Genomic DNA, 21992 nt, shown 5'->3' on the forward strand with positions numbered 1-21992 from the left:
GTAATGGGGTCCAGTCCTGAACCGAGTTGGTTATGTGTATCTCTATATCTCATTGTTTTCAAATAATCACCGCGGAATCGATCGAGGTCACCACACCCTCGCGCAGGTGTTCGCGATCGAACGCTGTTATTACCGTTCGATTGGCCACCGAAACCACCAGCGCGGCATCATCGGTGAGTATCAGCGTCTCGCGCGAACCCTTGGCGGAGGCCTTGTCGACTGCTTCAGATATGCGGCTCAACTGCTCCGCCGTAAGCTCGATTCCCCTTGAGTGCAGACGCTGACTGGCATGTTTGGAGAAGACTACTTCCCGCCCGGAGGCCAGTTCCAGAGAGAACATTTCCTTGAATGATACCGAACCGCTCTTCTGGGCCCGGCTCGCCTTGTCGCGCTGGGCGATCTCGAGCAGGTCCACCGGCCTGGTGTAGTTATTTATTTTGACCGCGTTTGCCATAGCCAAAGGTCTCTGATTAGTCGTTATCAGGTTGCCCAACCGAACGGATATCGCCTAGTGAGATTTCAGTGCCGTTTATCATCACATAGGCGGCACCGTCGCGATAGGTAATTGTCGTCACCACACCGATTACTTGCAGGGTCGGCGTGAAGGCCGAATCGTCGGAACCGGTGGCGGCCGCTTTTATCGTGTAGTACCCTTCGGGCGCTCTGTTACCGAGATTATCCTTGCCGTCCCAGCGCACCGTGTGCGCGCCCGGCCCGATGTTCTTTTCGGTAATGGTGGCGACAAGGTTCCCCTGGCTGTCGGTAACTTCGAATTCGATCTCGGCCGCGTGACTGGACAGCGTATACGAAATCTTCGGCTGGTTGCTGCTGTCAAGATAGACGCCGCTGAAATCGGCGGTGACCTCGCGGCCGATAAGTCCCGAGGCCATGACATTATTGAGCGACTGCATCTGCAGGAAATCCCACTGGTTGGACGATTCGATTCCCTCGGCGATATTATTCATCTGTTCCAGCGATGAAAACTGCGCCAGCTGCGCGATAAAGTCCTCGTCCTCCATCGGCTTCAGCGGATCCTGGTACTGCAGCTTGGTCACCAGCAGTTGAAGGAAATCGTCCTTGCCCAGCATCTGCTGGCTGCCGGTTTTGCGCTCGACACCGGAGGCGTCGACTCTGACTGGTGATACAAACGACATCTTCCATTCCTCCTAAGCCAGCACATTTACACCGTCGTGTTCGACATACTGCCTCACGGCCATCATGGACTGTGACGGCGACACGACACTGCTTGCATCAAACTGATCGGCCTCGCGGCGGTCCTGCAATTTGTGGCCGTGTGACCAGAGCGGCCGCCTGTCGAAGAACTGATCGCGGGAGCCGTGATCACTCAGCATCACATCTATCCTATCAACATCGAACCCCGCGCGGGACAACTGTTCGGTGAGCTGATCGAGCGACCGCTCCACCGCCGCTTTCGCCAGGGGCGTATCGACCGTGACACGCGCGGTTACCATGTGATCCCGCACCGAGAGATTAAGCCGCGCCGGGCCAAGGTGCTCGGGCTCGATTTTGATCATTATGGTCTGACCGGTCGAGAAAAGCGGTCTGTGGATCGCCTCCGGAAGGGTTAGCTTGACAGTCGGAGACAGCGTCTGACGCGGTGTGGCATGCACATTGTTGGCGCCAGTGTCATTCGCGGACGGAGCAGTCTGGAAGGTGCTCGACGGACTCTCCCACTTGAGTGAGGTCATGAGGCGTTCGGACAGATTGAACTTCTGTTCGGCAACGACCTTGTTCTGTGGCATCACCACTTCGGCTTCCAGTTGAGTGGCGGGCACCTGCGAGTCAGGATGATCCGCAGGAAATGTGATATCGGAAGGCTCGAGCGACGAAATCGAATCAAGCGGCGATCTGACTGCGATCGCCTGAGTGGTGTTCCGACCGGCGCTCCTGGGAAACAGGGTTAGACGCGTGCCGCTGTTTTCGGTGATCAACGATATACCGACGCCTGCGGGATCTGATTTCGCCGGCGGCAGATCGGCTGCATTACTGATCTCAAGTGTCCTGAGGTTCAGGTTCCTCAGCAGCGTATCGAGTGGGTTGACCGCCAGCTTCTCAGCGCTTGAGACCGGTACCGCACTCCATGGATCACCGGCAGCCCAATCGACTCTTTGAGTTCTCTCGGTCAGAGCCTGCTGGACCATCTGTACCGGGACAGAGATACGCACCGGCTCAGCGGCGGAATCGGGCACAGTCGCTATTAACACGATCTGCCCGCCGTCAACGCGAGCGTCTAAAATGTTATAGACTCCGGCCGGGAGCTCTGCTCCAGTGATTGTCTGAGGCATAGCAGGCAATTCAAACTGCGCCGGAGATATCTCCGCCCTCAGGGCCGCCGGAAGAATCGGCGCTCGAGGCAAATCCGCGTTCGACGATAATTCGATACTCGTCACCGAGTGAAGGTCGAGAGGGAGCAGTGGCAACGGGGTAGGGTTTGTTTCTATTAATGTGTCCGAATACACCGTCAGACCAGCCGGAGCCCCATCCTGTGCAGCCGGCTGGTCAATTGACGGGAACAGACTATTGATGATCTTATTATTGTGCGGAGTGGCTTCCGGTGCGGCGTTCGCAAACAATTGCGCCATCAGTTCACCGAACAACAGCCCGCCGGGCGCCGCCTTATCGGAAGCACCGGTCAATCCTGCAGAGGCGAGCGGATTGGTTTCAAAACCGCCGAGCAGTTGGTCGAGTATGTTAGTGGTCACCGGCAACATCAGTCATCCGCAATAGATACCATTTCTTTGGACAGCTTCGCGGCACGGGCCGGCGGCATGAGCGCCAGCACGGCCGAGGCGTTTTTCGGCTTCATGCGCGGCACAATGGCCACCACCGTTTCGTCATCGAGATTGGCCAGCAACTTGGCGACCGCGCTCGCTTCCATGTTGTCATAAAGCCCGGCCAGCTTGGTGATACGCGATGATTCAGCCTGCTCTATGCGCGCGATCCCCTGCTGAATTTTGGTTTCTCTGACGTTGAGCTGTTTTTCACGCGCGTCGAGTTCGCCCGCGCGGGCGGCGAGGCGCGCTTCTTCCTGCTTCACCCAGTCAGTTTTCTTCGCCAGATCATCGGAGGTAATCAGCGCAGCGTCGTCCGATGGCATGGTCTCGGCGGGGGCGTGATCGAGTGCTTCGAGGTTCGAGACAATCGACTCAAAAGCCGCCTGTCCCTGTTCGAGAAACGACAGGCTGGTGTCGTTCGCGATCAGCGCCGCAAGACTGTCGAGATTCATCGATGTGTCGGCTGCTGCAGGCGGTATGTGGCTGTCTGAAGGCTGCGGCTTATCGACCGCGGTCTGACCTTCGGCGCTCTCTTGACCGGTACTCGCAGACTCGGAAACACCGCCGGCCAGCATCAGCGTGCCAAACGCGATAGCCGCGACCGCCACCAGCCCGCCGATACCAAGAAGCAGGTATTTGAGCCAGGGCTTACCGGCGCTCGCGGATTTGGCCTGTGCGGCCTCGTCGGCTTTCGGGGTCTCTTTGGACTTGTCAGTATCGGCTACCATTAATGCACTCTACAAAACAGCATTTTCCCACGGGCCTAATTGCACGCCGCGTGCCGAGAGCGAGGCGCGCGGAGGATGTTGTTGTGATTAAAGACGTTAGGGCCGACCGCTTGAGTGCGACCGACCATTGTCAGGATGTGTGGACGGAAAGAATTTCCAAAGGAACCGGAACGATTGGGATACCTGTCGAGTGTGGCGAAACCACCTCCCCCTCCGCATACCCATCTGTCGCGGAAGTGATCTTCACTTGCTGAATCTCCCGCCTGCCCGCGAAGTCGGTCGGCAGCTTCACGTTGATATAGTTATCGGCGATACCGTAACGGGCGGTGCGGTTTAGCCTTCCGCGCTCAGCGATCACCCCCAGAGTCTCCCCCACCTGCCGCACATGGGCGTTTGCCCAAAGGCGATCGGAAAGCGCGACAAGCAGGTCTCGTCGCTCGCTGACAATCTTCGGCCGAACCTTGTCCTGCATCGCCGAGGCCGCCGTGCCGGGGCGATCCGAGTAGCTGAACACGTGCAGATAGTCAAGCAGGCCGGAATCGACCAATGCGAGAGTTTCCGCAAAGTCACGGTCGGTCTCGCCGGGAAAGCCGACAATGATATCCGCACCGATAGTCGTATTGGGACGGGTCGCGCGGGCCTCATCCACGCGATTCAGATACGTTTGTTGGTCGTAGGGCCGATGCATCAGCCGAAGCAGCCGCGATGACCCCGATTGCAGAGGGATATGGAAGTGCCGGCAGATTCGACCTCCCGATTCGGCGCATAGAGTAAGCAGCTCGTCGCGTATCGCCTGCGGCTCGACCGACGACAGTCGCAAGCGCGGCAGGTCGGTTTCATCCAAAATCAACCGGCACAACTGCGCGAGTGAACGCGCCTCAGGCTCATCCGCGCCTGTGCGATGCCGGTAATGTCCAATATTAACGCCGGTCAATACCACTTCTTCAAATCCAAGCTGCCGCAACCGGCGAACTTCGTCGACTATCTCCAGCGGCGGACGGTTCTTCAGTGGACCTCTCACTCTTGGCAGAATGCAGAACGCACACCGCTGGTCGCACCCGTCGGAGATCTTCAACAACGCGCGATTGAGCCGCGCGAATAGATCAAGCGGCTCGCCTATGTTGCAACGCGGCTCGACTTCAAACAGGTCGGACAACTCCCGAGACAGGATTTCGGCAAGCTGAGACTTCTCGCGGTTGACCACGGTGAGATCAACATGCTGAATATCGCCGACACACTTGGCGTTGGCATCGACATAGCATCCGGCCAGAACGATTTTAGCACCGGGGTTCTCCCGCGCCGCCTTCTGCACGAGCCGGAGATTGGCTGTATCGGCGCGGCGGGTCACCGTGCAGGTGTTGATAATACATAGGTCGGCTCGTTCGTGGCGCGTAGTTCGGCGAAAGCCATAAGAGTACAGCGCCGCGGCCATTTGCTCAGTTTCATACTGATTGAGCCGGCACCCTACGGTGTGGAAGGAGACTTTTTTCTGCGTCGCGCCGCTCATACTTGTGGGCGGCAGACATCCTCGTCTGCCCCTCCTGGCAAAAAGCTAAGACCGGGCAGACCAGGAGGTCTGCCGCGCACGTCACAGGTCACCTTGAGTCTGTCGAAGGGCGACTCCTTCCGCTCGCCGACGAAACGCTTCCACCGCCGCGATAACATCCGCTGTCGAGAACACTTTCTCCAGCGACATGCGCAGGTCTTTTGCCCCGGGGAAGCCGGACGCGTACGCCATCAGGTGCTTGCGCATGACCAGAAACTTCTTGTCATCGTTAAACACCTCGTCATAGAGACGACAATGCACCAGCATGGTCTTGAGCAGTTCATCCAGAGAGATACTCGCCAGCCTGCGGCTGCGGTTGAAGAGCCAGGGATTACCGAAAATCGCCCGGCCAATCATGACCCCGTCGCAACCGGTCTCGTCAGTCACGCGTGTGGCCTGCTCGATTGATTTAATATCGCCGTTGCCGAGAATGAGCACTCCGCTCCCTCTGGCCTGAGCAACGATAGCGGGCATTTCTTCCCAGTGAGCCGGTACCTGCGACAGCTCTTTCCTGGTGCGCAAATGGAAGGTGATCGCGGCCGGTCGCGCCTCAATCAGCTGTGCGGCCCACTCCTGAGCCTGAATCTTGCCGAACCCGATACGGGTCTTGACCGACACCGGTAGGCCGCGCGCCCCGTCGATTGACGCCTGGATTATCTCCTGAGCCAGCTTCGGCTCATTGATAAGCGATGATCCCGCCCCGGTGTTGCACACCGCCTTAACCGGGCAGCCCATGTTGATATCGACCCCGTCGAAGCCAAGGTCCCTGACAAGTTCCGCGCTCCGACGGAACAGCTCCGGATCGCTGCCAAATAGCTGCGCGACAATCGGCCGTTCACACGGATCATAACGAAGGTCTTTGAGCAGATGCTCTCGCCCCTCGCTGCACAAACCGTCGACCGAAACGAATTCTGTGATCATGACGTCCGGCTTGCCCAGGCGGGCAATCAAAAGCCGGAAGGCGGCGTCAGTGACGTCGTCCATCGGCGAGAGCGCCAGGATCGGCCGTTTCAGTTCGGCCCAGAAACCTGTGGGACTGGTGAGCATGGTCATAGTATCACGTTTCGGACTAAGCAATGGTACATATCCGCAACGGCCTGGGCAAGCGCCTATAGGTACGGTGGGCGGCAGACCTCTTGAGGCTGTCCCAAAAGTCATGGTTTGAGTTGTGTCAGGTCCGTAGCCTATCACTCCCGGAGACCGGGAGTGATAGGGCGGTGACCTGACGCCATTGACGCTGAGAGGACTGCAGCGGCAGGACTCCGTTCGCGTCCGTCTTTCGACGAACGCTACAAAGGACCTGCCGCAACTTTTCCAACTTATGAGACAGCCTCTCCTGGTCCGCCCTTGGAATGAAGCGCGCCGAAGCGACAGCATGCGGCAGACGAGGCCGTCTGCCGGCCACGCAAGCCTCCGGCGGACCGGCCATGCAGTGCAAATGCCGGGGACTGCCGAGCAAAAAACGACGGCGGTCCAATTTCTGCGGCCGCCGTCTGCTTTGTGAGTATGGTCAGATCCCTATGCTTCTTCCGCCTCGATCTGGCCGTCCGTCTGATCCATCGACGGGGCAGGCATCACCGGCATTTCCGGCTCGGAGGCCGCAGGGGCGGACTCGGCTGCCGCCTTTATGGCCTGCGGCATGACATCGCCGACAGAGGCCATAGCCGGACGGTGCTGCGCCAGGTACTGCTCGAATTCCTCGCGCTCCCGTTTCTTGTAATAGGCGAGAACCGAGAGGACCACTTTGTGCTGATGCTGGTCGAACTCGATTACGTGAAGCGGAATCTGCTCGCCCTCTTTGAAGATGCCGGTGGGATCGGTCAGGTCACGGCCCGCCAGTTGGCTGGTCGGCACGAACCCCTCGACATCATCGCCGAGGTCCACAACCACGCCGCGGTCGAACACCTTGTTGATCGTGCCGAGGCACTCGGCGCCGACCTTGAACCGCTCGGCCAGCATCGGCCACGGATCTTCGACAAGCTGCTTGAAGCCCAGCGATATGCGACGGTTGTCGTGATCGATCCTGATCACCTTGACCTGTACCACGTCGCCTTTCTTCATCACCTCGGAGGGGTGCTGAATGCGCTTGGTCCAGGACATATCCGAAATATGCACCAGGCCGTCGATACCTTCCTCAAGCTCCACGAAAGCACCGAAAGCGGTCAGGTTCCGCACCTTGCCGGTGAGAATCTTGCCGATCGGGTATTTGCCCTCGATAGTGAGCCACGGATCCGGCTCCATCTGCTTGATGCCGAGCGAAATCTTTTCGTTGTCCTTATCTACGGACAAAACCACCGCGTCGACCTCGTCGCCGACGTTCATGATCTTCGATGGGTGCTTGATGTGCTGGGTCCAAGACATCTCGGAGATGTGAATCAGCCCCTCGATCCCTTTCTCCAGCTCGATAAACGCACCGTAATCGGTGATCGAAACCACCTTGCCGGTGACTTTCTTACCGAGCGGGTATTTCTCCTCGATGTTTTCCCACGGGTACGGAGTCATCTGTTTCAACCCGAGGGAAATGCGCGTGGTGTTCTGGTCGAAATCCAGAATCTTGACATCTATAGTGTCGCCCAGGTTTACCATCTCTGAAGGATGGCGCACCCGGCCCCAGGACATGTCGGTGATATGCAGAAGGCCGTCGACACCGCCCATATCGATAAAGACACCGAAATCGGTGATGTTCTTGACCACACCCTGGCGAATCTGACCGACCTCGATCTCCTTGAGCAGCTCGTCACGCATCTTCTCGCGCTCTTTCTCAAGCACGACCCGGCGCGAGACAACTATGTTGCGGCGGTTCTTATTGATCTTGATGATCTTCAAATCCATCATCTGGTTGATGAGGGCGTCGAAATCAGGCACCTGGCGGAGCGAAATCTGCGAGCCGGGCAGAAAAGCATCGACTCCCATGATATCGACTATGACCCCGCCCTTGATCCGGCGCACCACCCGGCCCTGAACCGTCTCGCCGGCATCGTGCAGATCGCGAATCCGGTCCCAGACCAGCATGAAATCGGCCTTCTGCTTGGACAGCAGCAACTGGCCGTGGTTGTCCTCGATCTGTTCGAGGAACACGTCGACCTTGTCGCCCACTTTGATATTGAGCGGCTGGGGGAATTCCTCGATCGGGATTCGGCCCTCGGATTTGAAGCCGACATCGACAATGACATCTTCGGGGTTGACCCCCATTACTGTGCCGTGGATAATCTCGCCCTCGCGGATATCCTTGATTGTGGCGTCGTACATGTCGACCATGGCGTCGTACTGCGCCTTGTCGTAGACGACTCCTGAGACATCGGTGATACGCACCGCTTCGACCGTCTCCTCCGGCTCGACCACCACGACCTCTTCGGCTTTCGCCTTCGCCTTCACCAGTACGCGCTGGCGGCGGGCGGTCATGAGTCGTTCTTCGGCGGTTTCCTCAGCCTGAAGGGCCATCAGATCCGGCTCTTCGGTCTGGACTCCCGTCTTCGTGATTTTGGTTTTGACCTTGGTGGTCTTCTTGCCACTGGTCGCTTTGCGTTTCGAGGTGCGCGCGGCCTTGGTGGGCTTGGTTGATTTTGTGGTTCGCGTAGTTCTTTTGGCTTCAGCCATCTGTCTAAAAAAACCTCCTTACAGGGTATCCGGCGGTCTTGGATTTTTTCTCGCCCCCGGGGGACGTGAAAAGACCGACGAACAACTGCCTCCGCCGGTCTCCCGGCCCAAGACAGCCATGCTATATAAGCAATCGCCCGGAAATTCCAAACGGATTTTTGGGGCCGGCAGCCTTCAATTCTGGTCGGAGACGGACGAGCGTTTCTGAAGGGACTTCACCTGCTCGCGAAGTATCGTGATCTGCTGCATCACCGCTTCAGACAACGCCTTGTAGCCGGCCTTATCCTGTGAAAACGACTTGACCCACTCCGCCGAGAGCGGTGCCCCGTAGGCAATCGCCATTCTGGTCCGTCGCCGCAGACAATCCATAAGCCTATTAGTGCCATGGAGATACGCCGGGACGATGGGACAGACCGCGGCGTGCGCCACAATTCCCAGACCAGCCTTAACGGGCAGAAACTCGTTCGTGCGGGAACGGGTACCCTCGGGAAAAAACGTGAGGCCGAAGCCTCGATGGACAGCGTCCACCGCCCGCTCCATCGCCTGACGGTCTATTGTCCCCCGCTTAACCGGAAGCGCATTGCAAGCCCGGAGCACTGCCCCGAATAGTGGGTTTTTGAAAAGCTCTTTCTTGGCGAAGAAATACAGTCTTCGCGGCTGCCAACTGCCCACGACCGGTGGGTCATAGTATGAAATATGATTGGAGGCCAGAATGAAGCCGCCTTTTCGCGGCACGTTTTCGGCGCCGATAATCATCGGCCGAAAAAGCAGCCAGCTCAGTATCCGGGTAAGCCAGTACCCGGCGAAATAAACCGGTCGGATGTTCACTTCAGTACGGTTTTGAGAAGAGCCAGAACCCGCTCCACCTGCTCTTCGATTGTGGTGTTGGTGGTATCCACCAGATAGGAGTCGCGCGAGCGTGTCAAGGGCGAGTGCTTTCTCTCGGAGTCCAGCTTGTCGCGACGCTGTATCTCTTCGATCTGCTCCTCGAGCGTGGTCGATACCCCCAACCGAGCCATGTCGATAAGCCGCCGTTGCGCCCGCGTGGCGACATCGCAGTCAAGGTACACTTTGACATCGGCGTCGGCAAAAACGACAGTAGTGGTATCGCGCCCCTCGGCGACAATCTCGCCCCGCACCCCCATCTCGCGCTGCTTGTCCACCATCGCCTCGCGGACACCCTTGTGCGCCGACACCTCCGAAACCAGTTGCGTGACCATCGGGCTGCGAATTTCATCCGTCACCTCCCGGCCGTTGATGAAGACACGGTTGACGTCTTCGTGGGTTTCGAATTTGATCTCCACAGAGCGCGCCAACACGCTAAGGCGGGCACCGTCCGACGGCGCCACCCCGTTCTGGATGGCGAACCAGGTGAGCGCGCGATACATGGCCCCGGTATCGAGATACTGGTAGCCGAGCCGGGCCGCCAGAATCTTGGCGGTGGTCGACTTGCCGGAACCGGCCGGCCCGTCGATAGCGATCACCCGGCCTTTGAATTTGGAGAGGCGGTAGGGTCGCGATGTCATGGCGGAAAATTTACGCACTGGTCACCGTGGTGGCAACCGCAAATGCTCGTTCCGAAGCGGCGCACGAGCTGATCAGGGGCGATTCCAGGAAGCCGTGACCGAGTCCGGCGCCGCGACATTAAGAGGCGGATACCCAAACCATTTGACGTGCAGCCGTTCGTAGACGTATCCGCCCATAAGCGCGGCCAGAGCGTCATTTAGTCGGGCCAGGCGATGCGTATCCGATGAGCGCATGGCCAGACAATAGTATTCCGGGCTTAACACGGTATCGACTATTCGCCGGCCTGCCGTACGTTCAACTGCTGCCTTAGTGGCCGAGTCGACAACCTGCACATTCGACCCCAAACCGGTGAGATAATAGGGATGAGATAACACAAGGTCCTGTGCATAAACAGTCTCTCCCTCGGCGACTCGCATGGCCACATCAATCTCACCACGCTTCAGGGCGACTGCCAGGCTTTCGGCCGGAACAGGAACTATATCACACGACCAACGACACGAGCGGCACAGTAACGTAGCGAGTTCAATGTCGAATCCTACCGGGGCGCTGGTTGCGGAATCCCAATACGCAAACGGCGGCCGCCAAGTTTCGAGCCCGAAAACCAGGTGATCAGGCGGCCGTCGCGGCGGCTCAGGTTGCGACGAGCATCCCAGCACAATGAGAGCGGCGAGGAGGGGTGTTATCATCTTCGTGATCATAAGTCGTTCACACCCCGCGTATAGTGGGGTGCGACACCCGTGGAATCAACCAGTATCTCGCCCAAAGAAAAACGGTTTCCGGATATACCCGGAAACCGTTTTCCACGGGGAGGAAGAGACCTTTGGTTTTCTCAGTAGAAATCGAGCGAAAGAGACCGGAAACGGTCGTCCAGCTCGATCTGGATACGTACCGCCGATGTATCGAAACCGTCGCTCACGTAGCTCCCCTCGCGCATCACCAGCCCGATCTGTTCGAGGTAACTGGGATCATCCACACCGGTCACACGAAGGCCGGATTCCTGCGGCACGCGCACGCGCAGCTTGGAATCGTCGCCCGAGACCTTAACTCTCACCTCCGGCTGCAGATCGCCGAGCTTGATATAGATGTCAGCATCGTCTGCCCTGAGATCCAACTCCTTTAGAGGGGTGGTAGCGAGGTTCAGATGAAGTTCGCTGTCCTCGCCGCTGACGCTAAGCTTGAGCGGCACCGAGCGCGAAAACGACACGCGCCAGTCCTCGGACTGATCGGTGTCGATCTGAACCGCCCCGCCCCAGTAGCGGCGCGAGCCGGTCCGGTTATTCAAGTCGATCACCGCGCGGCGATCCAGAACCTCCATCGAGGACATCGGTTTGCGGCTCCACTCGCCGAACCGGGCCGTCATTAGCTCGTCGCCGGCATCACGGATAGTGAGCGACGTGGCCCCCAGTTCCAGATCAGCATCAATCAGATCAACCAATTCCTCGTCTTCGTCATAAGTAAGGGTCATTGATTCAAAAAAGCTGCCCCCTTCGCGGACCGCGGAGCCTTCGAACGCCACCCATAGGGCTCCGACAACCAGCGCTACTGTTGTCAGATAGGAGATGGCGCGTAACCTGGTGGGAGCGAAAATCTTCTCGAGGCCGATGGCGATAAGAAGGAACGGCAACAGATAGACAAAATCGATCCAGAAGTTACAATTGAGCACGTCGGCGTTAACAAGAAGCAGTAGCGTCCCCACCAGGATAAACAACATGCCCCATCGAAACCGAGCCGGTGTCATGGGCGGATGCCTCCGTCGCCGCCAGGCATTCCCGCTCCACCCGCCGGTGGGATGTGGGAATCGGATCGAGCGCGAGAACGGGCACTGTTGCGGAGAATCAGCATCAGTCCGAGCACGACAAGCAGAATCGGCCAGATATCATGCCACTGGAACCACCAGACATACTCGCGAAGCAGCAGCATCAGTCCAACCCCGACCAGGATCAAACCGGGCAGATAGATCCGCCAGCCGCCGCGCGACGAGGCCGCGGTCGACTCACCCACCGGCTCCGGGTCATACCCGGGCTGCCCGGGTGGCGGTTGCGGTATTATTATCCAGGCGAGCAGATAGAAAATCAGCACCACGCCAAAGCTGGCAAGGGCCGCTATCACCGCGACAAGCCGGACCAGGGTCGGGTCGATATCGAGATGTTCGCCCAGCCCGCCGCAGATACCGGCGATCACTTTGTTGGTGCTGGAGCGATACAGTCGTCTGCTCATGGTCTTAGTCCCAAACGGAACTCACTCCTACTACCCCATCTGACAGCATCAGCCCGCTCAAGGTTGCACCTATTCAGTCCGCCCAACACCTTGTTTTTCAAGCTCTTCCAGGTAAACCTGGGCCCTTGATCGGTTGCCTGATTTAGTGTCAGTTGCCACCGATTTGAAGTAGTCCATTCCCCGGTTCACCTCGGTCGAGTCAGGCGAGTAGCGGCAGATCGCGTACCAGACTTCCATCAGGGACTTCTCAGCAAGTTCGCGCTGAGCTTTGGTGTCGGACTGACGGCCCGCCAAAGACAGCGGCCCGGCTTTTTCGCCTGATGTTGGCGGAACCGCCGAGAACTTGAGCGCGTCGCTAAGAGGCTTCGAACTGGTGTCACTCAGTTTGGAGATCGCCGCAATAAGGGAATCGCGCTTTTGCCGCCAGAGCGCCAGATCTTCGGTCGGAACATCGGCCTCTTTGGAAAGACTGGTAGACATCCCCTGTGCGGCCCTTTGCTCCTCATGGGAGACTGTCTCGCCCTGCGAGGCTGGCGCCCGCTCGCGGGAGCGCTCGACATAATTGCTTTCCGCGATGTCTTTCGCTTCTGTCTCTGCCTGAAGAGAGACCGGCTCAGGTGGCATCGCCGATGGTTGCGGTGTGGTTTCGGGTTTGGCTGTCTCCGGGGTGTCGCCTTTTGGAGCAGCCGCTTTTTGCTGGAGTGCGGTCTTGCTTTCGACTTTGACTGGAACTTGTCCCCTGTCCGCCGTGCTTTCGGCGACATCCTCCCTAAGAACACGGCTGCCTGCGACATCGTCTCCGGGGCGGCCCGTGTCCGGTGCAGTCGGTGACGTGTCTGCGGACGGGGTGGACAACCGCACCGGCTGCTCAGGCGCGGACCTGGGCGGGACGAGCATTTCATCCTTGAGAATGTCGCTCTCGTGCAGGCCGATGTAGCCAATGATCAGTACCGATGCCGCAATCGCCGGGACTTTCCACCAAAGCGTTGAGCGGCGGGCGCGCTCGCGACTGAGATCGATCAGCCGTCCTTTATCAGGCAGTGCGTTCTCGATTCGCGCGGCGGCAGACTCCCAATACTCAGATTCTCCAAGGGGGCTGTGCTTTTCAACCAGTTCGCTCAGGCGGTTCAATTCAGAGAGGCGCGCGCGGCATTCGGCACACTCCACCATGTGGGTGTCCAAGAGAGCGCGCTCCGCCTCGGGCAGTTCATGATCGGCGTAAGCTGACAGTCTATCCTGATAATACTGGTGGTCCACCGCCGTCACCCGCTCACAAGAGATCCTTAAGAGCTTCCACAAGTAGTTGACGCGCCCGATACAGTCGCGAATCAACCGTTCCCGGTGGAATCTTCAACTGCTCAGATATCTGGTCGTAACTCATTTCCTCAAAGTGCCTCATCACGAACACTATTCGATACGTCTCCGGCAGCCCCTTTAGCGCCGCGTAGAACCGGCGCTGGTTCTCATCGGCGAGGAGCTGATCCAGCGGGTCAGCCTGGCCGGTGGGTGTATCGAAGCCCTGTTCCTGAATCTTATCCAGCGACTCTTTGCGCTCCTCGCGGGCGATCATATTGAGCGCCTTGTTGCGGGCGATTGTCGCCAGCCAGGGGTAAAAATCCCTTCCCGTTTCAAACTTATCGAGAGCCTCGTACGCCTTCACAAAAGCTTCCTGAACTATATCTTCCGCCTGATCGAACGAGCCCACCAGCCCGTAGACAAAGCGAAAGAGACGTTTCTGGTGGCCACGAATCAGTTGTCCGAAAGCCCCCTTGTCGCCGCCCCGGGCGGCCCGAATTAGCTCCTGCTCGGCCGGCCCGGTCTCCGATCCCTCTACCTTTGTGCACGCCTTTTCTTCCCGGATTTTTTTCACCGGCAAACTCTCAACGGGCCATCAGTTTGAGAACGAGCTGGTCTAGCGCCAGTTCGGGAAGGGTTCGTTTCCACCGCAGTTCGGCATCGACATGGGCAATCAATTGAATTGCCTCGCCAAGCTGTCCCTCGGTGAACTGCGCGGCCTGGGTGCGAAGGCCGGACTCGAGCCAGCGGCGCCAGGCCTCCAGCGAGTGCCCGGTTTTCACCAGATACAAATCGACAAAATGCTGCCCTACGAAGTACAAGAGCGACGTCGGCGTGGAGCCTTCGGCCAGCAGACGCTTGATCAGAGCCAGCGCCTTCAACGTCTCACCTTTAGCTATCAGTTCGGCCAACTGATACACGGTCAGCGCCTCGTAACCAGACACCACGGTTTGAATATCGATCGGCGTGATCGTCTCCCCCGGCTTTTTATAGTTGGCCAGCTTGTCGATCTCGTTTTCAAGCGCGCCACGGTTGCCCGCCAGAAGCCCGACCAGCAACTCCGCAGCCCCTGGATCCATCTCCAGGCCGACTTTGGCCAACTTGAGAGCAATTTGTCTTTGGGTCTCCTCCGACGTTAGACGTCGGAATTCCACTGTCTCCGCAGCGGCGCTGACGCGCTTGAAGAAAGCCTTGCGCTTGTCGGGGGCACGTTCCGCCGGTGTCGTGAAGATAACGATCCGATTCGAGTCAGGCGGATCGATCAATTTTAGAACGCGGTCGATCTCGGTCGGTTTGTAGCTCTGGAAATCCGCGACCGCGAACACCTGGCGCTCACCCAGCATGGGAAATACCGACAGCTCAGCCATCAGGTCCGCACATTTGGTTCGGCGTGCGTCGAGGCGACGAAAGTTGGTGGTCAGTTGCTTATCGGGTAGGAACTGTTGGGCGACATACTTTACCGCCTCGGAAATGCGGTAGTCATCGACACCAAAGAAGTAGTAGAGGCTCTTAAACTTCCCTTTGGTGATATCAGTTCTCAGTGTCTGGGTGGACGAGAGACCCATGCCGACAAGAAAGCCGGCGTCGCCGCATGGGTCAATCTAAAAGGTCGTCGACAGCGTGGTTCTCCGAGGGTGGCACCCATTCGAGCGAGAAGCGGTATTTGTCGCGATACTGGGCGGCCTTGGACATAAGCGGTCCGAACTCCTCGCGTATCGCGCAGCGGCCGTTGAGTTGATTGATCACCGCCAGGTTGTCCCCGTAGATCTGGTAAGTCTGCTTGGCCAGGTATTTTTGATTGGAGTCGATGAACTCGAGCAGCGCCAGCATCGATGCAAGATCGCTGTGATCCTGATCGACACCGGCAAACGGCGCCTTGAAGCGGATGCCGACATCCGGGATGTAGAACATCACTATAGATGATTTCCCATCCGGGTTGGAATTAGGCAGGGGGCGGGCTCCAAAGTAGCATTCCATATCGACCCGCAGGGCAAGTGCCGTGCCCCTGACCCGATAGGGAGTGAAAAGGTTTAAGCGATTGTATCTCAGAAGCTTGGGGCAACAGCACAGTAGTTCGATTCCAGCGTTGTGCAACTGGATTCATAAACCGGCGAGCGCTAGCGTACCTCCGGACGCCGACGCCGGTAAATTCGGTGCAGCGCCAATACCGCCAGAGAGAGCACCATAGTGGTCACTAATGAGGCCTCAAACCCGAATGTCCCGCCGGTGAGTAGATCGCTTCCCACGATCTCAGTTTGGATGATACTGGGCGTATTGACACCGCTGATCGCCGAGCCGTAAATGGAACCCTGAAAGAGGTTCCAGGCGAAGTGCAGGCCGATCGGAAACCAGAGGTTTTGTCGGTGGATGTAGTAGATACCCAATACCAGTCCCGCCAATATGATGTTTACGAGGCCCGCTATAGTGGCGTTCGGATTTAGAAGATGACCAAGCGCGAACACCAGACTGGTCAAAAACAGGGCGACAAACTTATTGACCGAGGCCATTACGTTGTTTAGCAGATATCCACGCACAAGAACTTCTTCGTTAAATGCAACCGCGATCATCATTAGGGTCATGTTCGCAAGCGCCGATAACGGATGACTCAGATCGGTAATACGAACTCCATCTGCCAACAACACGACGATAAAGACGGCTGAGATCAGGGCTATCCCCCAGATAATGCCCGCAGCCAGGTCCCTGAGGTGTTTCTTATCGAGTGCAAATCCAAGAGACACGAAAGACCGCCGGTCAATCAGCTTCCGAAACAGAACTACGACCGCCAGCGTCCCAATCAATTGCAAGAACTGAGTGACAATGCCGAGCGGGCGACCGACCGTATCTTCTGTAGCCGGATTGCCGTGCGCCAGAACAAACACTACAGTCGAGACCACCACCTGCGCCAGAATCCAGGCGGGCATGGCCAGAAGCGCCCGCAGCCAACCGTACTTTATCAAAGGTCGGGGATAATCCTCCGGTCTGGGAGATTCTTGAGCGCGTAGCGGGGTTTCGTACATGATGTCTTACCGCGAGGACTTGGAATTCGAACAGAAACTAATCAGGGTGTTGTGCCAGTTTCTCCGCGAACCGGTCGGTCATGCCTGCGAGATAATCCGCCGCAACGATTTCAAGCGGGTGATCGCCTATCATGACCTGATACCGAGGCGGCATCAGGCGCGGGTTCTTTGTCAGAAGCCGAAACAGCTTCCTGATAGTACGTTGGGCCTGGTCGGCCATGGCCACCAGGCGCGGGTGGCGATAGAGGCGGGTGTTGAGCAGTTGCTTTAGTTCAGCCGCCATGGGCGCTATGGAATCGGAGTAGACACACATCGGCCCGGGAGCAAGGCGCAGCGAACGATGGTCGGCAATTCCCATATGCGACAGACGGCCGGAGGTGGTATCCAGAAGATCGGTAGCCAGCGTGTTAATCAGGTAGCGCACGAGCTCGTAGCGCAGACGATCGTTTTCCGCGGCAGCGTTGAACTCAGGGGCTCTCTTCAGCGGGCTGCCGGGCGTATCCCAAATCGCCAGAGGACGGATGTCCTCAAGAGTAATCAAACCGGAATTGAGGCCGTCGTCGATATCGTGAGCCATATAAGCCAGCTCATCGGCTTTGTCTACCAACGCTGCCTCGAGCGTGGGCCGTTCCTCCGGATGAAACTCCGGGCCGACCCTGCCGCCACGGGTCTCATGCTTGACAATCCCTTCGCGCACCTCGTAGGTGAGGTTCAGACCGGGATGATCGGGATATCGTTCCTCAAGAAGATCAACCACCCGAAGCGTCTGCCGGTTGTGGTTGAAGCCGCCGAAATCAGCGAGAAGCTCGTTGAGAACATCCTCGCCGGAATGCCCGAACGGCGTATGGCCGAGATCATGCACCAGAGCTATCGCTTCGGTCAGATCCTCATTGAGACGGAGATTGCGGGCGAGTGTGCGACTGATCTGCGCCACCTCGATAGTGTGGGTCAGGCGCGTGCGAAAGTGATCGGCCAGATGCGGGATGAACACCTGGGTTTTGTACTCCATCCGGCGGAACGCGGCCGAGTGCACGATCCGATCACGATCGCGCTGATAGGCGGTGCGCAGTGGATGCTCCGGCTGAGGAAACACTCGGCCCCGCGAGTTCGCTGCCAGCGCAGCGTAACAGGCGAGCGTGAGCCTCTCCCGCGCTTCGATATCCTCGCGCCTAATCAAAGTCATCCTCACCGGATCTCCGTGCCGGACGATACGTCAGGGACACCGTGTGCGACAGGCCCAGCACCGGATGAACCGATGCCGCATAGGTGATCGCACCGAAGGGGATTTCGATCTCCAGTCCGCCGCCGTACTCGGTCGGTTCACCCGCCACACCCCAGAAGAAGGCGCTGCGGCCGGAGAGCCTGATCCACTGCCCCAGTCCGAATTGAGGCTTCTGGGTCGGTTCGGCCTGAAGACGTCCCAGCAGCGAAAATGCCCGATGACCATGGTATTCGGTCAGAAGTGTGAATGTCATGCCGGTTCGATCACCGTTGTCGACAAATCTCGGCCGCGTGAGGTTATCGGACACCATGCTTACCTTGAAATCGTATCCGCTGTAGCCTGCGCCTAATCCAAACGTAGCTGCCCGAAGGCTGCCGTAGCCGTTGCCGAATTGAATCTGCATCGCCGACGGCATCAGGCCAAGCGCAAATTCGCGGTAGTGGAGCACGACCGATCCCTTGATTAGTTGCTCCGCGTATAAATCGGTCCTGCCGAACTGGGAAAGACCGAGCGCGACGGTCCACCGGCGGTACTGCCAGCCGCCCGCGATAAACAGGTTATCCAGGTCAGCCAGTTCAAAGCGGCGATCGTAACCCATGTCAAAGAGCGCGGCGTTGTGAACAAGCGCATCGGTGGGTGAATTAACGAGATCCGTTGCCGATGGATGAGAGAGGAGCACCGATCGTCCCAGGCCGCCGGAGCGCGAGTTGATCAAATCATACGCGGACGCACTCGACATCAAGATAAGCAGCAGCGTGTATACCGGCCAGGGCTTCATTTATCGCGCCACCACAACTGTCTTCTTGGCCGATTCGACCCCGGCCGCCTCGAAGTACAGGATGTAAATGCCGATCGGCAGCTTCTCGCCGCTGTCACTCTCACCGCACCAGACATACTGCTCTTTGAGATCAATGACCTTGTCTTCAAAAGTGCGCACCTTTCGGCCCTTGCTGTCGTAAAGCCTGAGCGAAAATGACTCGGCCGGAGAAGCTTCGAGCTTGATGACCGTGGAATCATCACGGCCGTCTCCGTCGGGAGAGATAATGCGCGGCTCAATTGATATGCTGAGTGTGCGAGAGCCGTCAGGCGCGAACCGGACGCGGTTAGGCTCGCCCGGAGTGCCGCCGGCATCTTCGGATCTCCCCCAGCGCCCCAGGTTGTCCATTGACTCGCTCCGCGCCCAGGTGTGGTTGTTGTCATGGACATCGATATAGTAGAATCGATCAGCCTGTATGTTGAAAGCATCGACCAGGCGTACGCTGTCGGAGGAGTTGTTTAGCCCGCGCCAGGCGGCCGGTTGGTGCAGATCGCCGGAGAATAACGGGTACGCAGCTACAAATCCGACCGTGTCTTCCGCCAAGACGAGATACTGATAAGGGTCAATCGAAAGTTCTGCGACCGCGATCTCAGCAAATCCGACGGAATCACCAAGAAACCAACCCGCCAGGTCAATTGTCATATCACTGACATTCTTGAGCTCGACCCACTCGCTGCCAAACGCCGGATCCGGATTAGCCAGCAACTCTGACAGAATCACCGGCGGATAATCTTCGCCCGGAGCGACGAATATTCTGCGATTGTTATTGGGGCGGTCGTCGTTGAGTACGAAAAGGTTTGCCACCAGCCTCTGATAATACCCACTGAGCGAATACTGCCCCACCAACAGTACCGTAAGCCCCGAATCCACCGGGCCTACCGATTCGCCGGTTATCAGCACGCCCTGGCTGTCCGGTTCGAGCGAATCGAACTCGTACAATTCGAGAACTGAGCTGTTGATTGATGTCAGGCCAATGTTGGTTATGCGGAAGACCAGCTCCGCGCCGTTTTCGACCGCACTGGCCGAAATACTTTCCAGCGCTAGGTCGATCGGCAGCGGCGTAACTGAGTTCATGCGCCCGGGGGTTGATCCAGATGGATCAATTGACGGCGCGCTGGAGTCGATCAGCGGATGAATCCGCTCCCAGGAGTAGCCATCGCTTCCGGATTGGGTCCAACGTAACTGTGACACGGGGCCGACCGGATCGCTCAGAGTTACTCGACCGCTCGAATTGGACAGTTGGAACGACACTTTTCCAATCGAAAACGCCTGCTCAAACGGTACATCGCCCCAAACGCCGGAGCTATCACCCCAGTGTTGTTCGAAGCGAACGGTATCCCGACAGAGTATATGATATGCTTGCGGAGCAAGCATTCCCGACAGCAGGTGCGTTGACGAGTCAGTGGCCGAGTAAGCACGCAACTGGTAAAACGTCAGGTTCTTCGAATCGGGCGAATCGTTAAACAGTTCCACCCACTCCAACGATTGCGCCCCGCCCGGTTCATTGGACAGCACTTCGTTAATTACGACATCCGCTGTAGACGATGCCGCCAGAAGAGAAGTACATATGATGACAGTCGCGACGTGTCTCATAGTGTTGCGTTCAGTTCTAAGGACATTTGGGTGGCGTTGCTGTCCGGCCCATCACGACGATACGAATTGCTAAGTTTGGCTGCGGCAGTCAGGTAACTCCCCAGAGGCCATGAGCCGCGCGCGAAGGCATACCAGTACTGGAGGCCGTCGGTATCGATCTCACCGAGGTTGGACCAGATTTCGTACGCGCTTCCGTCGGTCATCACATACCTGGCCGAAACGAAAAGGACGGCATGATCGCTGTCGCGGCCATCAACATCCACGCCAATATAACACTTCGCCCGGACACGCGCAGTTGTGTATCTCGTTTCGAGTCGGAGCTGATGATCAGACCGGTCGGCCGGTGCTGTGCCCGGGTCGTGCCGCCAATCTCCGAGATAGGCGAGGCGCCACTGCCAGTCAGGGGACAGATTGTAAGCCAGGCCGCTGAAGAATTGCTGACGGCTGGCATCGCGCGTATTCTCGGCCCGGAGCAGGGAGTTGGAAAACGCCATCCGCCCGCTCGGTTCGATCGTGGTCTTGACCAAACCGCCCCTTTGTCCCACTCGTCGACTGCGATAACTGAACGCTACGGCCGCCAATGTGTCCGGTTCCGAAAGCACCGCCGACTTACTCCCGGCTGTGAGATCGACGAAATCATCATCGTACCGCCACGCCGCATAGCGCAATTCAGCAGTCTCGAATCGATGTCTGCCCTCTAAGACAACGCTGGTCGCTGAAGTCTCGGAGCCTTGATGACTTAGCTCGCCTGCGGCGTAGCCCGTCCTGTAATCATAGTACACGAGAGCTGATGCCATGGGTATCTCGACCGATACGCCGCTGCCTCGATTTACCAGGTTGACCTGCCCTACCACCAGGCCCGGCCGGATCTTCCCCACTGCTCGCTCGATCATTAGTCCAGCCGTGAACATACGGTGCGACGAATCACGCGTCAGCGAAGCGAGCGAACGAATCTCCCATCCTCCGCTTCGAAGTTCCGCCAGCAGGCCGTTGTATCCGCCGTAACTGGGATAAGACCATGATTCTGCGTTGATATTCGACGAGGCATCCAGTATCTGCCCCCGGTGCCCAAACAGCGTACCGAGGCCGAATCTGGTCGTGAAACTGCCGACTTCGATTCGTCGAACCAACCCGGTTCGATTTCGGTAGCCAACCGACCGACTGACCACCCGCTCCGCCCCACCGCGCTCACGGATTGCCTGCAACCGAAATCGCCAGCGGTTCTCGACAGATAGATCAGCGCGACTGCGGTACCATGTCCGCTGCTCATTGTCGAGAAACATGGTGTAGCGATGGCCCACCTGCCCGCGTATTCGAGGAGACTGAGCCTTCTTGATTTCTACTGAGCGAAAACCGGAAACCTGTTCCTGCTCTATGGGATCGATGCGCATGGAATCGGTTTTAAACAAGTAGAACAGATTCGGGATCTCGTCCAAAAGATGACGATTGGTCGAGTCGAGACCGTTCTCGATGATTTCACGAAGGACCAGGTACTGGTCATATGTGATTACCCCCTCCTGCAGCGCCTCCCACAGTTCGTCGTCTGAAGTGAGCACCGACTCCGACAACTGCTGAGTGCGGGCGGAGGCGCACATAAGCACCATGATGAGGCAGGCGGTCCCCCACGGAAGGCGCAT

Annotated in this window: 21 protein-coding genes; all 21 read right to left on the reverse strand. The window is 57.9% G+C overall.

The annotated features are described in order from the left end of the window. Positions 1–58: 58 nt before the first annotated feature. The 21 genes from AB1772_00850 to AB1772_00950 all read right to left on the reverse strand — a co-directional run bounded on the left by AB1772_00850 (position 59) and on the right by AB1772_00950 (position 21992). Positions 59–454: a TIGR02530 family flagellar biosynthesis protein gene (locus AB1772_00850; GenBank protein MEW5794882.1), complete on the reverse strand. Its 396-nt coding sequence runs from the start codon at positions 452–454 to the stop codon at positions 59–61. A 16-nt stretch (positions 455–470) separates the two neighbouring features. Continuing rightward, positions 471–1154, reverse strand: a complete 684-nt coding sequence (locus AB1772_00855; protein MEW5794883.1) for a flagellar hook capping FlgD N-terminal domain-containing protein — start codon at positions 1152–1154, stop codon at positions 471–473. Between the two features lie 12 nt (positions 1155–1166). Continuing rightward, on the reverse strand, positions 1167–2732 hold the full coding sequence (locus tag AB1772_00860) for a flagellar hook-length control protein FliK (protein MEW5794884.1): 1566 nt from the start codon (positions 2730–2732) through the stop codon (positions 1167–1169). Beyond that, positions 2732–3523 carry a hypothetical protein gene (locus AB1772_00865; GenBank protein MEW5794885.1) on the reverse strand — a complete coding sequence of 264 codons (792 nt, stop codon included), beginning with the start codon at positions 3521–3523 and terminating at the stop codon, positions 2732–2734. The genes AB1772_00860 and AB1772_00865 overlap by 1 nt, the downstream gene beginning before the upstream one ends. A gap of 130 nt (positions 3524–3653) precedes the next feature. Further along, on the reverse strand, positions 3654–5030 hold the full coding sequence (gene mtaB / locus AB1772_00870) for a tRNA (N(6)-L-threonylcarbamoyladenosine(37)-C(2))-methylthiotransferase MtaB (GenBank protein MEW5794886.1): 1377 nt from the start codon (positions 5028–5030) through the stop codon (positions 3654–3656). Positions 5031–5111: 81 nt separating this feature from the next. Further along, positions 5112–6122, reverse strand: a complete 1011-nt coding sequence (locus tag AB1772_00875; protein ID MEW5794887.1) for a tRNA-dihydrouridine synthase — start codon at positions 6120–6122, stop codon at positions 5112–5114. A 465-nt stretch (positions 6123–6587) separates the two neighbouring features. Then, positions 6588–8666, reverse strand: coding sequence for a 30S ribosomal protein S1 (gene rpsA / locus AB1772_00880; GenBank protein ID MEW5794888.1), 2079 nt, complete (start codon positions 8664–8666; stop codon positions 6588–6590). A 174-nt stretch (positions 8667–8840) separates the two neighbouring features. Further along, positions 8841–9494, reverse strand: a complete 654-nt coding sequence (locus AB1772_00885; GenBank protein ID MEW5794889.1) for a lysophospholipid acyltransferase family protein — start codon at positions 9492–9494, stop codon at positions 8841–8843. Further along, positions 9491–10192: a (d)CMP kinase gene (gene cmk / locus AB1772_00890; protein MEW5794890.1), complete on the reverse strand. Its 702-nt coding sequence runs from the start codon at positions 10190–10192 to the stop codon at positions 9491–9493. Before cmk ends, AB1772_00885 begins: the two co-directional genes overlap by 4 nt. A 72-nt stretch (positions 10193–10264) precedes the next feature. After that, on the reverse strand, positions 10265–10879 hold the full coding sequence (locus AB1772_00895) for a transporter substrate-binding domain-containing protein (protein MEW5794891.1): 615 nt from the start codon (positions 10877–10879) through the stop codon (positions 10265–10267). Positions 10880–11022: 143 nt separating this feature from the next. Beyond that, the gene (locus AB1772_00900) at positions 11023–11931 is read right to left on the reverse strand and encodes a hypothetical protein (protein MEW5794892.1); all 909 of its coding nucleotides are present in this window, start codon (positions 11929–11931) and stop codon (positions 11023–11025) included. Then, positions 11928–12410, reverse strand: coding sequence for a PspC domain-containing protein (locus AB1772_00905; GenBank protein ID MEW5794893.1), 483 nt, complete (start codon positions 12408–12410; stop codon positions 11928–11930). The genes AB1772_00900 and AB1772_00905 overlap by 4 nt, the downstream gene beginning before the upstream one ends. A 69-nt stretch (positions 12411–12479) precedes the next feature. Beyond that, complete coding sequence (locus AB1772_00910) at positions 12480–13667, reverse strand: zf-HC2 domain-containing protein (GenBank protein ID MEW5794894.1); 1188 nt, start codon at positions 13665–13667, stop codon at positions 12480–12482. Between the two features lie 13 nt (positions 13668–13680). Next, complete coding sequence (locus AB1772_00915; GenBank protein ID MEW5794895.1) at positions 13681–14280, reverse strand: sigma-70 family RNA polymerase sigma factor; 600 nt, start codon at positions 14278–14280, stop codon at positions 13681–13683. Positions 14281–14290: 10 nt separating this feature from the next. Further along, complete coding sequence (gene holA / locus AB1772_00920) at positions 14291–15271, reverse strand: DNA polymerase III subunit delta (protein ID MEW5794896.1); 981 nt, start codon at positions 15269–15271, stop codon at positions 14291–14293. A 31-nt stretch (positions 15272–15302) separates the two neighbouring features. After that, the gene (locus tag AB1772_00925; protein ID MEW5794897.1) at positions 15303–15620 is read right to left on the reverse strand and encodes a hypothetical protein; all 318 of its coding nucleotides are present in this window, start codon (positions 15618–15620) and stop codon (positions 15303–15305) included. A 203-nt stretch (positions 15621–15823) separates the two neighbouring features. Then, positions 15824–16663 carry a CPBP family intramembrane glutamic endopeptidase gene (locus tag AB1772_00930; GenBank protein ID MEW5794898.1) on the reverse strand — a complete coding sequence of 280 codons (840 nt, stop codon included), beginning with the start codon at positions 16661–16663 and terminating at the stop codon, positions 15824–15826. Between the two features lie 97 nt (positions 16664–16760). After that, positions 16761–17906: a deoxyguanosinetriphosphate triphosphohydrolase gene (locus tag AB1772_00935; GenBank protein ID MEW5794899.1), complete on the reverse strand. Its 1146-nt coding sequence runs from the start codon at positions 17904–17906 to the stop codon at positions 16761–16763. Beyond that, on the reverse strand, positions 17893–18723 hold the full coding sequence (locus tag AB1772_00940; protein ID MEW5794900.1) for a hypothetical protein: 831 nt from the start codon (positions 18721–18723) through the stop codon (positions 17893–17895). The genes AB1772_00935 and AB1772_00940 overlap by 14 nt, the downstream gene beginning before the upstream one ends. Beyond that, positions 18724–20355 carry a lamin tail domain-containing protein gene (locus tag AB1772_00945; protein ID MEW5794901.1) on the reverse strand — a complete coding sequence of 544 codons (1632 nt, stop codon included), beginning with the start codon at positions 20353–20355 and terminating at the stop codon, positions 18724–18726. Continuing rightward, entirely contained in the window at positions 20352–21992 is a 1641-nt protein-coding gene (locus tag AB1772_00950; protein ID MEW5794902.1) for a hypothetical protein, read from the reverse strand. Before AB1772_00950 ends, AB1772_00945 begins: the two co-directional genes overlap by 4 nt.

The organism is Candidatus Zixiibacteriota bacterium, assembly GCA_040752815.1.
Taxonomy (GTDB): Bacteria; Zixibacteria; MSB-5A5; order GN15; family FEB-12; genus JAGGTI01.

Excerpts from the sequence above, each read along its gene's own strand:
- AB1772_00855 (MEW5794883.1), bottom strand. The coding sequence starts at position 1,154 with ATGTCGTTTGTATCACCAGTCAGAGTCGACGCCTCCGGTGTCGAGCGC.
- AB1772_00875 (MEW5794887.1), bottom strand. The coding sequence starts at position 6,122 with ATGACCATGCTCACCAGTCCCACAGGTTTCTGGGCCGAACTGAAACGG.
- AB1772_00950 (MEW5794902.1), bottom strand. The coding sequence starts at position 21,992 with ATGCGCCTTCCGTGGGGGACCGCCTGCCTCATCATGGTGCTTATGTGC.
- AB1772_00905 (MEW5794893.1), bottom strand. The coding sequence starts at position 12,410 with ATGAGCAGACGACTGTATCGCTCCAGCACCAACAAAGTGATCGCCGGT.
- cmk (MEW5794890.1), bottom strand. The coding sequence starts at position 10,192 with ATGACATCGCGACCCTACCGCCTCTCCAAATTCAAAGGCCGGGTGATC.
- AB1772_00900 (MEW5794892.1), bottom strand. The coding sequence starts at position 11,931 with ATGACACCGGCTCGGTTTCGATGGGGCATGTTGTTTATCCTGGTGGGG.
- AB1772_00940 (MEW5794900.1), bottom strand. The coding sequence starts at position 18,723 with ATGAAGCCCTGGCCGGTATACACGCTGCTGCTTATCTTGATGTCGAGT.
- rpsA (MEW5794888.1), bottom strand. The coding sequence starts at position 8,666 with ATGGCTGAAGCCAAAAGAACTACGCGAACCACAAAATCAACCAAGCCC.
- AB1772_00945 (MEW5794901.1), bottom strand. The coding sequence starts at position 20,355 with ATGAGACACGTCGCGACTGTCATCATATGTACTTCTCTTCTGGCGGCA.
- AB1772_00895 (MEW5794891.1), bottom strand. The coding sequence starts at position 10,879 with ATGATAACACCCCTCCTCGCCGCTCTCATTGTGCTGGGATGCTCGTCG.
- holA (MEW5794896.1), bottom strand. The coding sequence starts at position 15,271 with ATGGGTCTCTCGTCCACCCAGACACTGAGAACTGATATCACCAAAGGG.
- AB1772_00850 (MEW5794882.1), bottom strand. The coding sequence starts at position 454 with ATGGCAAACGCGGTCAAAATAAATAACTACACCAGGCCGGTGGACCTG.
- AB1772_00865 (MEW5794885.1), bottom strand. The coding sequence starts at position 3,523 with ATGGTAGCCGATACTGACAAGTCCAAAGAGACCCCGAAAGCCGACGAG.
- AB1772_00935 (MEW5794899.1), bottom strand. The coding sequence starts at position 17,906 with ATGACTTTGATTAGGCGCGAGGATATCGAAGCGCGGGAGAGGCTCACG.
- AB1772_00860 (MEW5794884.1), bottom strand. The coding sequence starts at position 2,732 with ATGTTGCCGGTGACCACTAACATACTCGACCAACTGCTCGGCGGTTTT.
- mtaB (MEW5794886.1), bottom strand. The coding sequence starts at position 5,030 with ATGAGCGGCGCGACGCAGAAAAAAGTCTCCTTCCACACCGTAGGGTGC.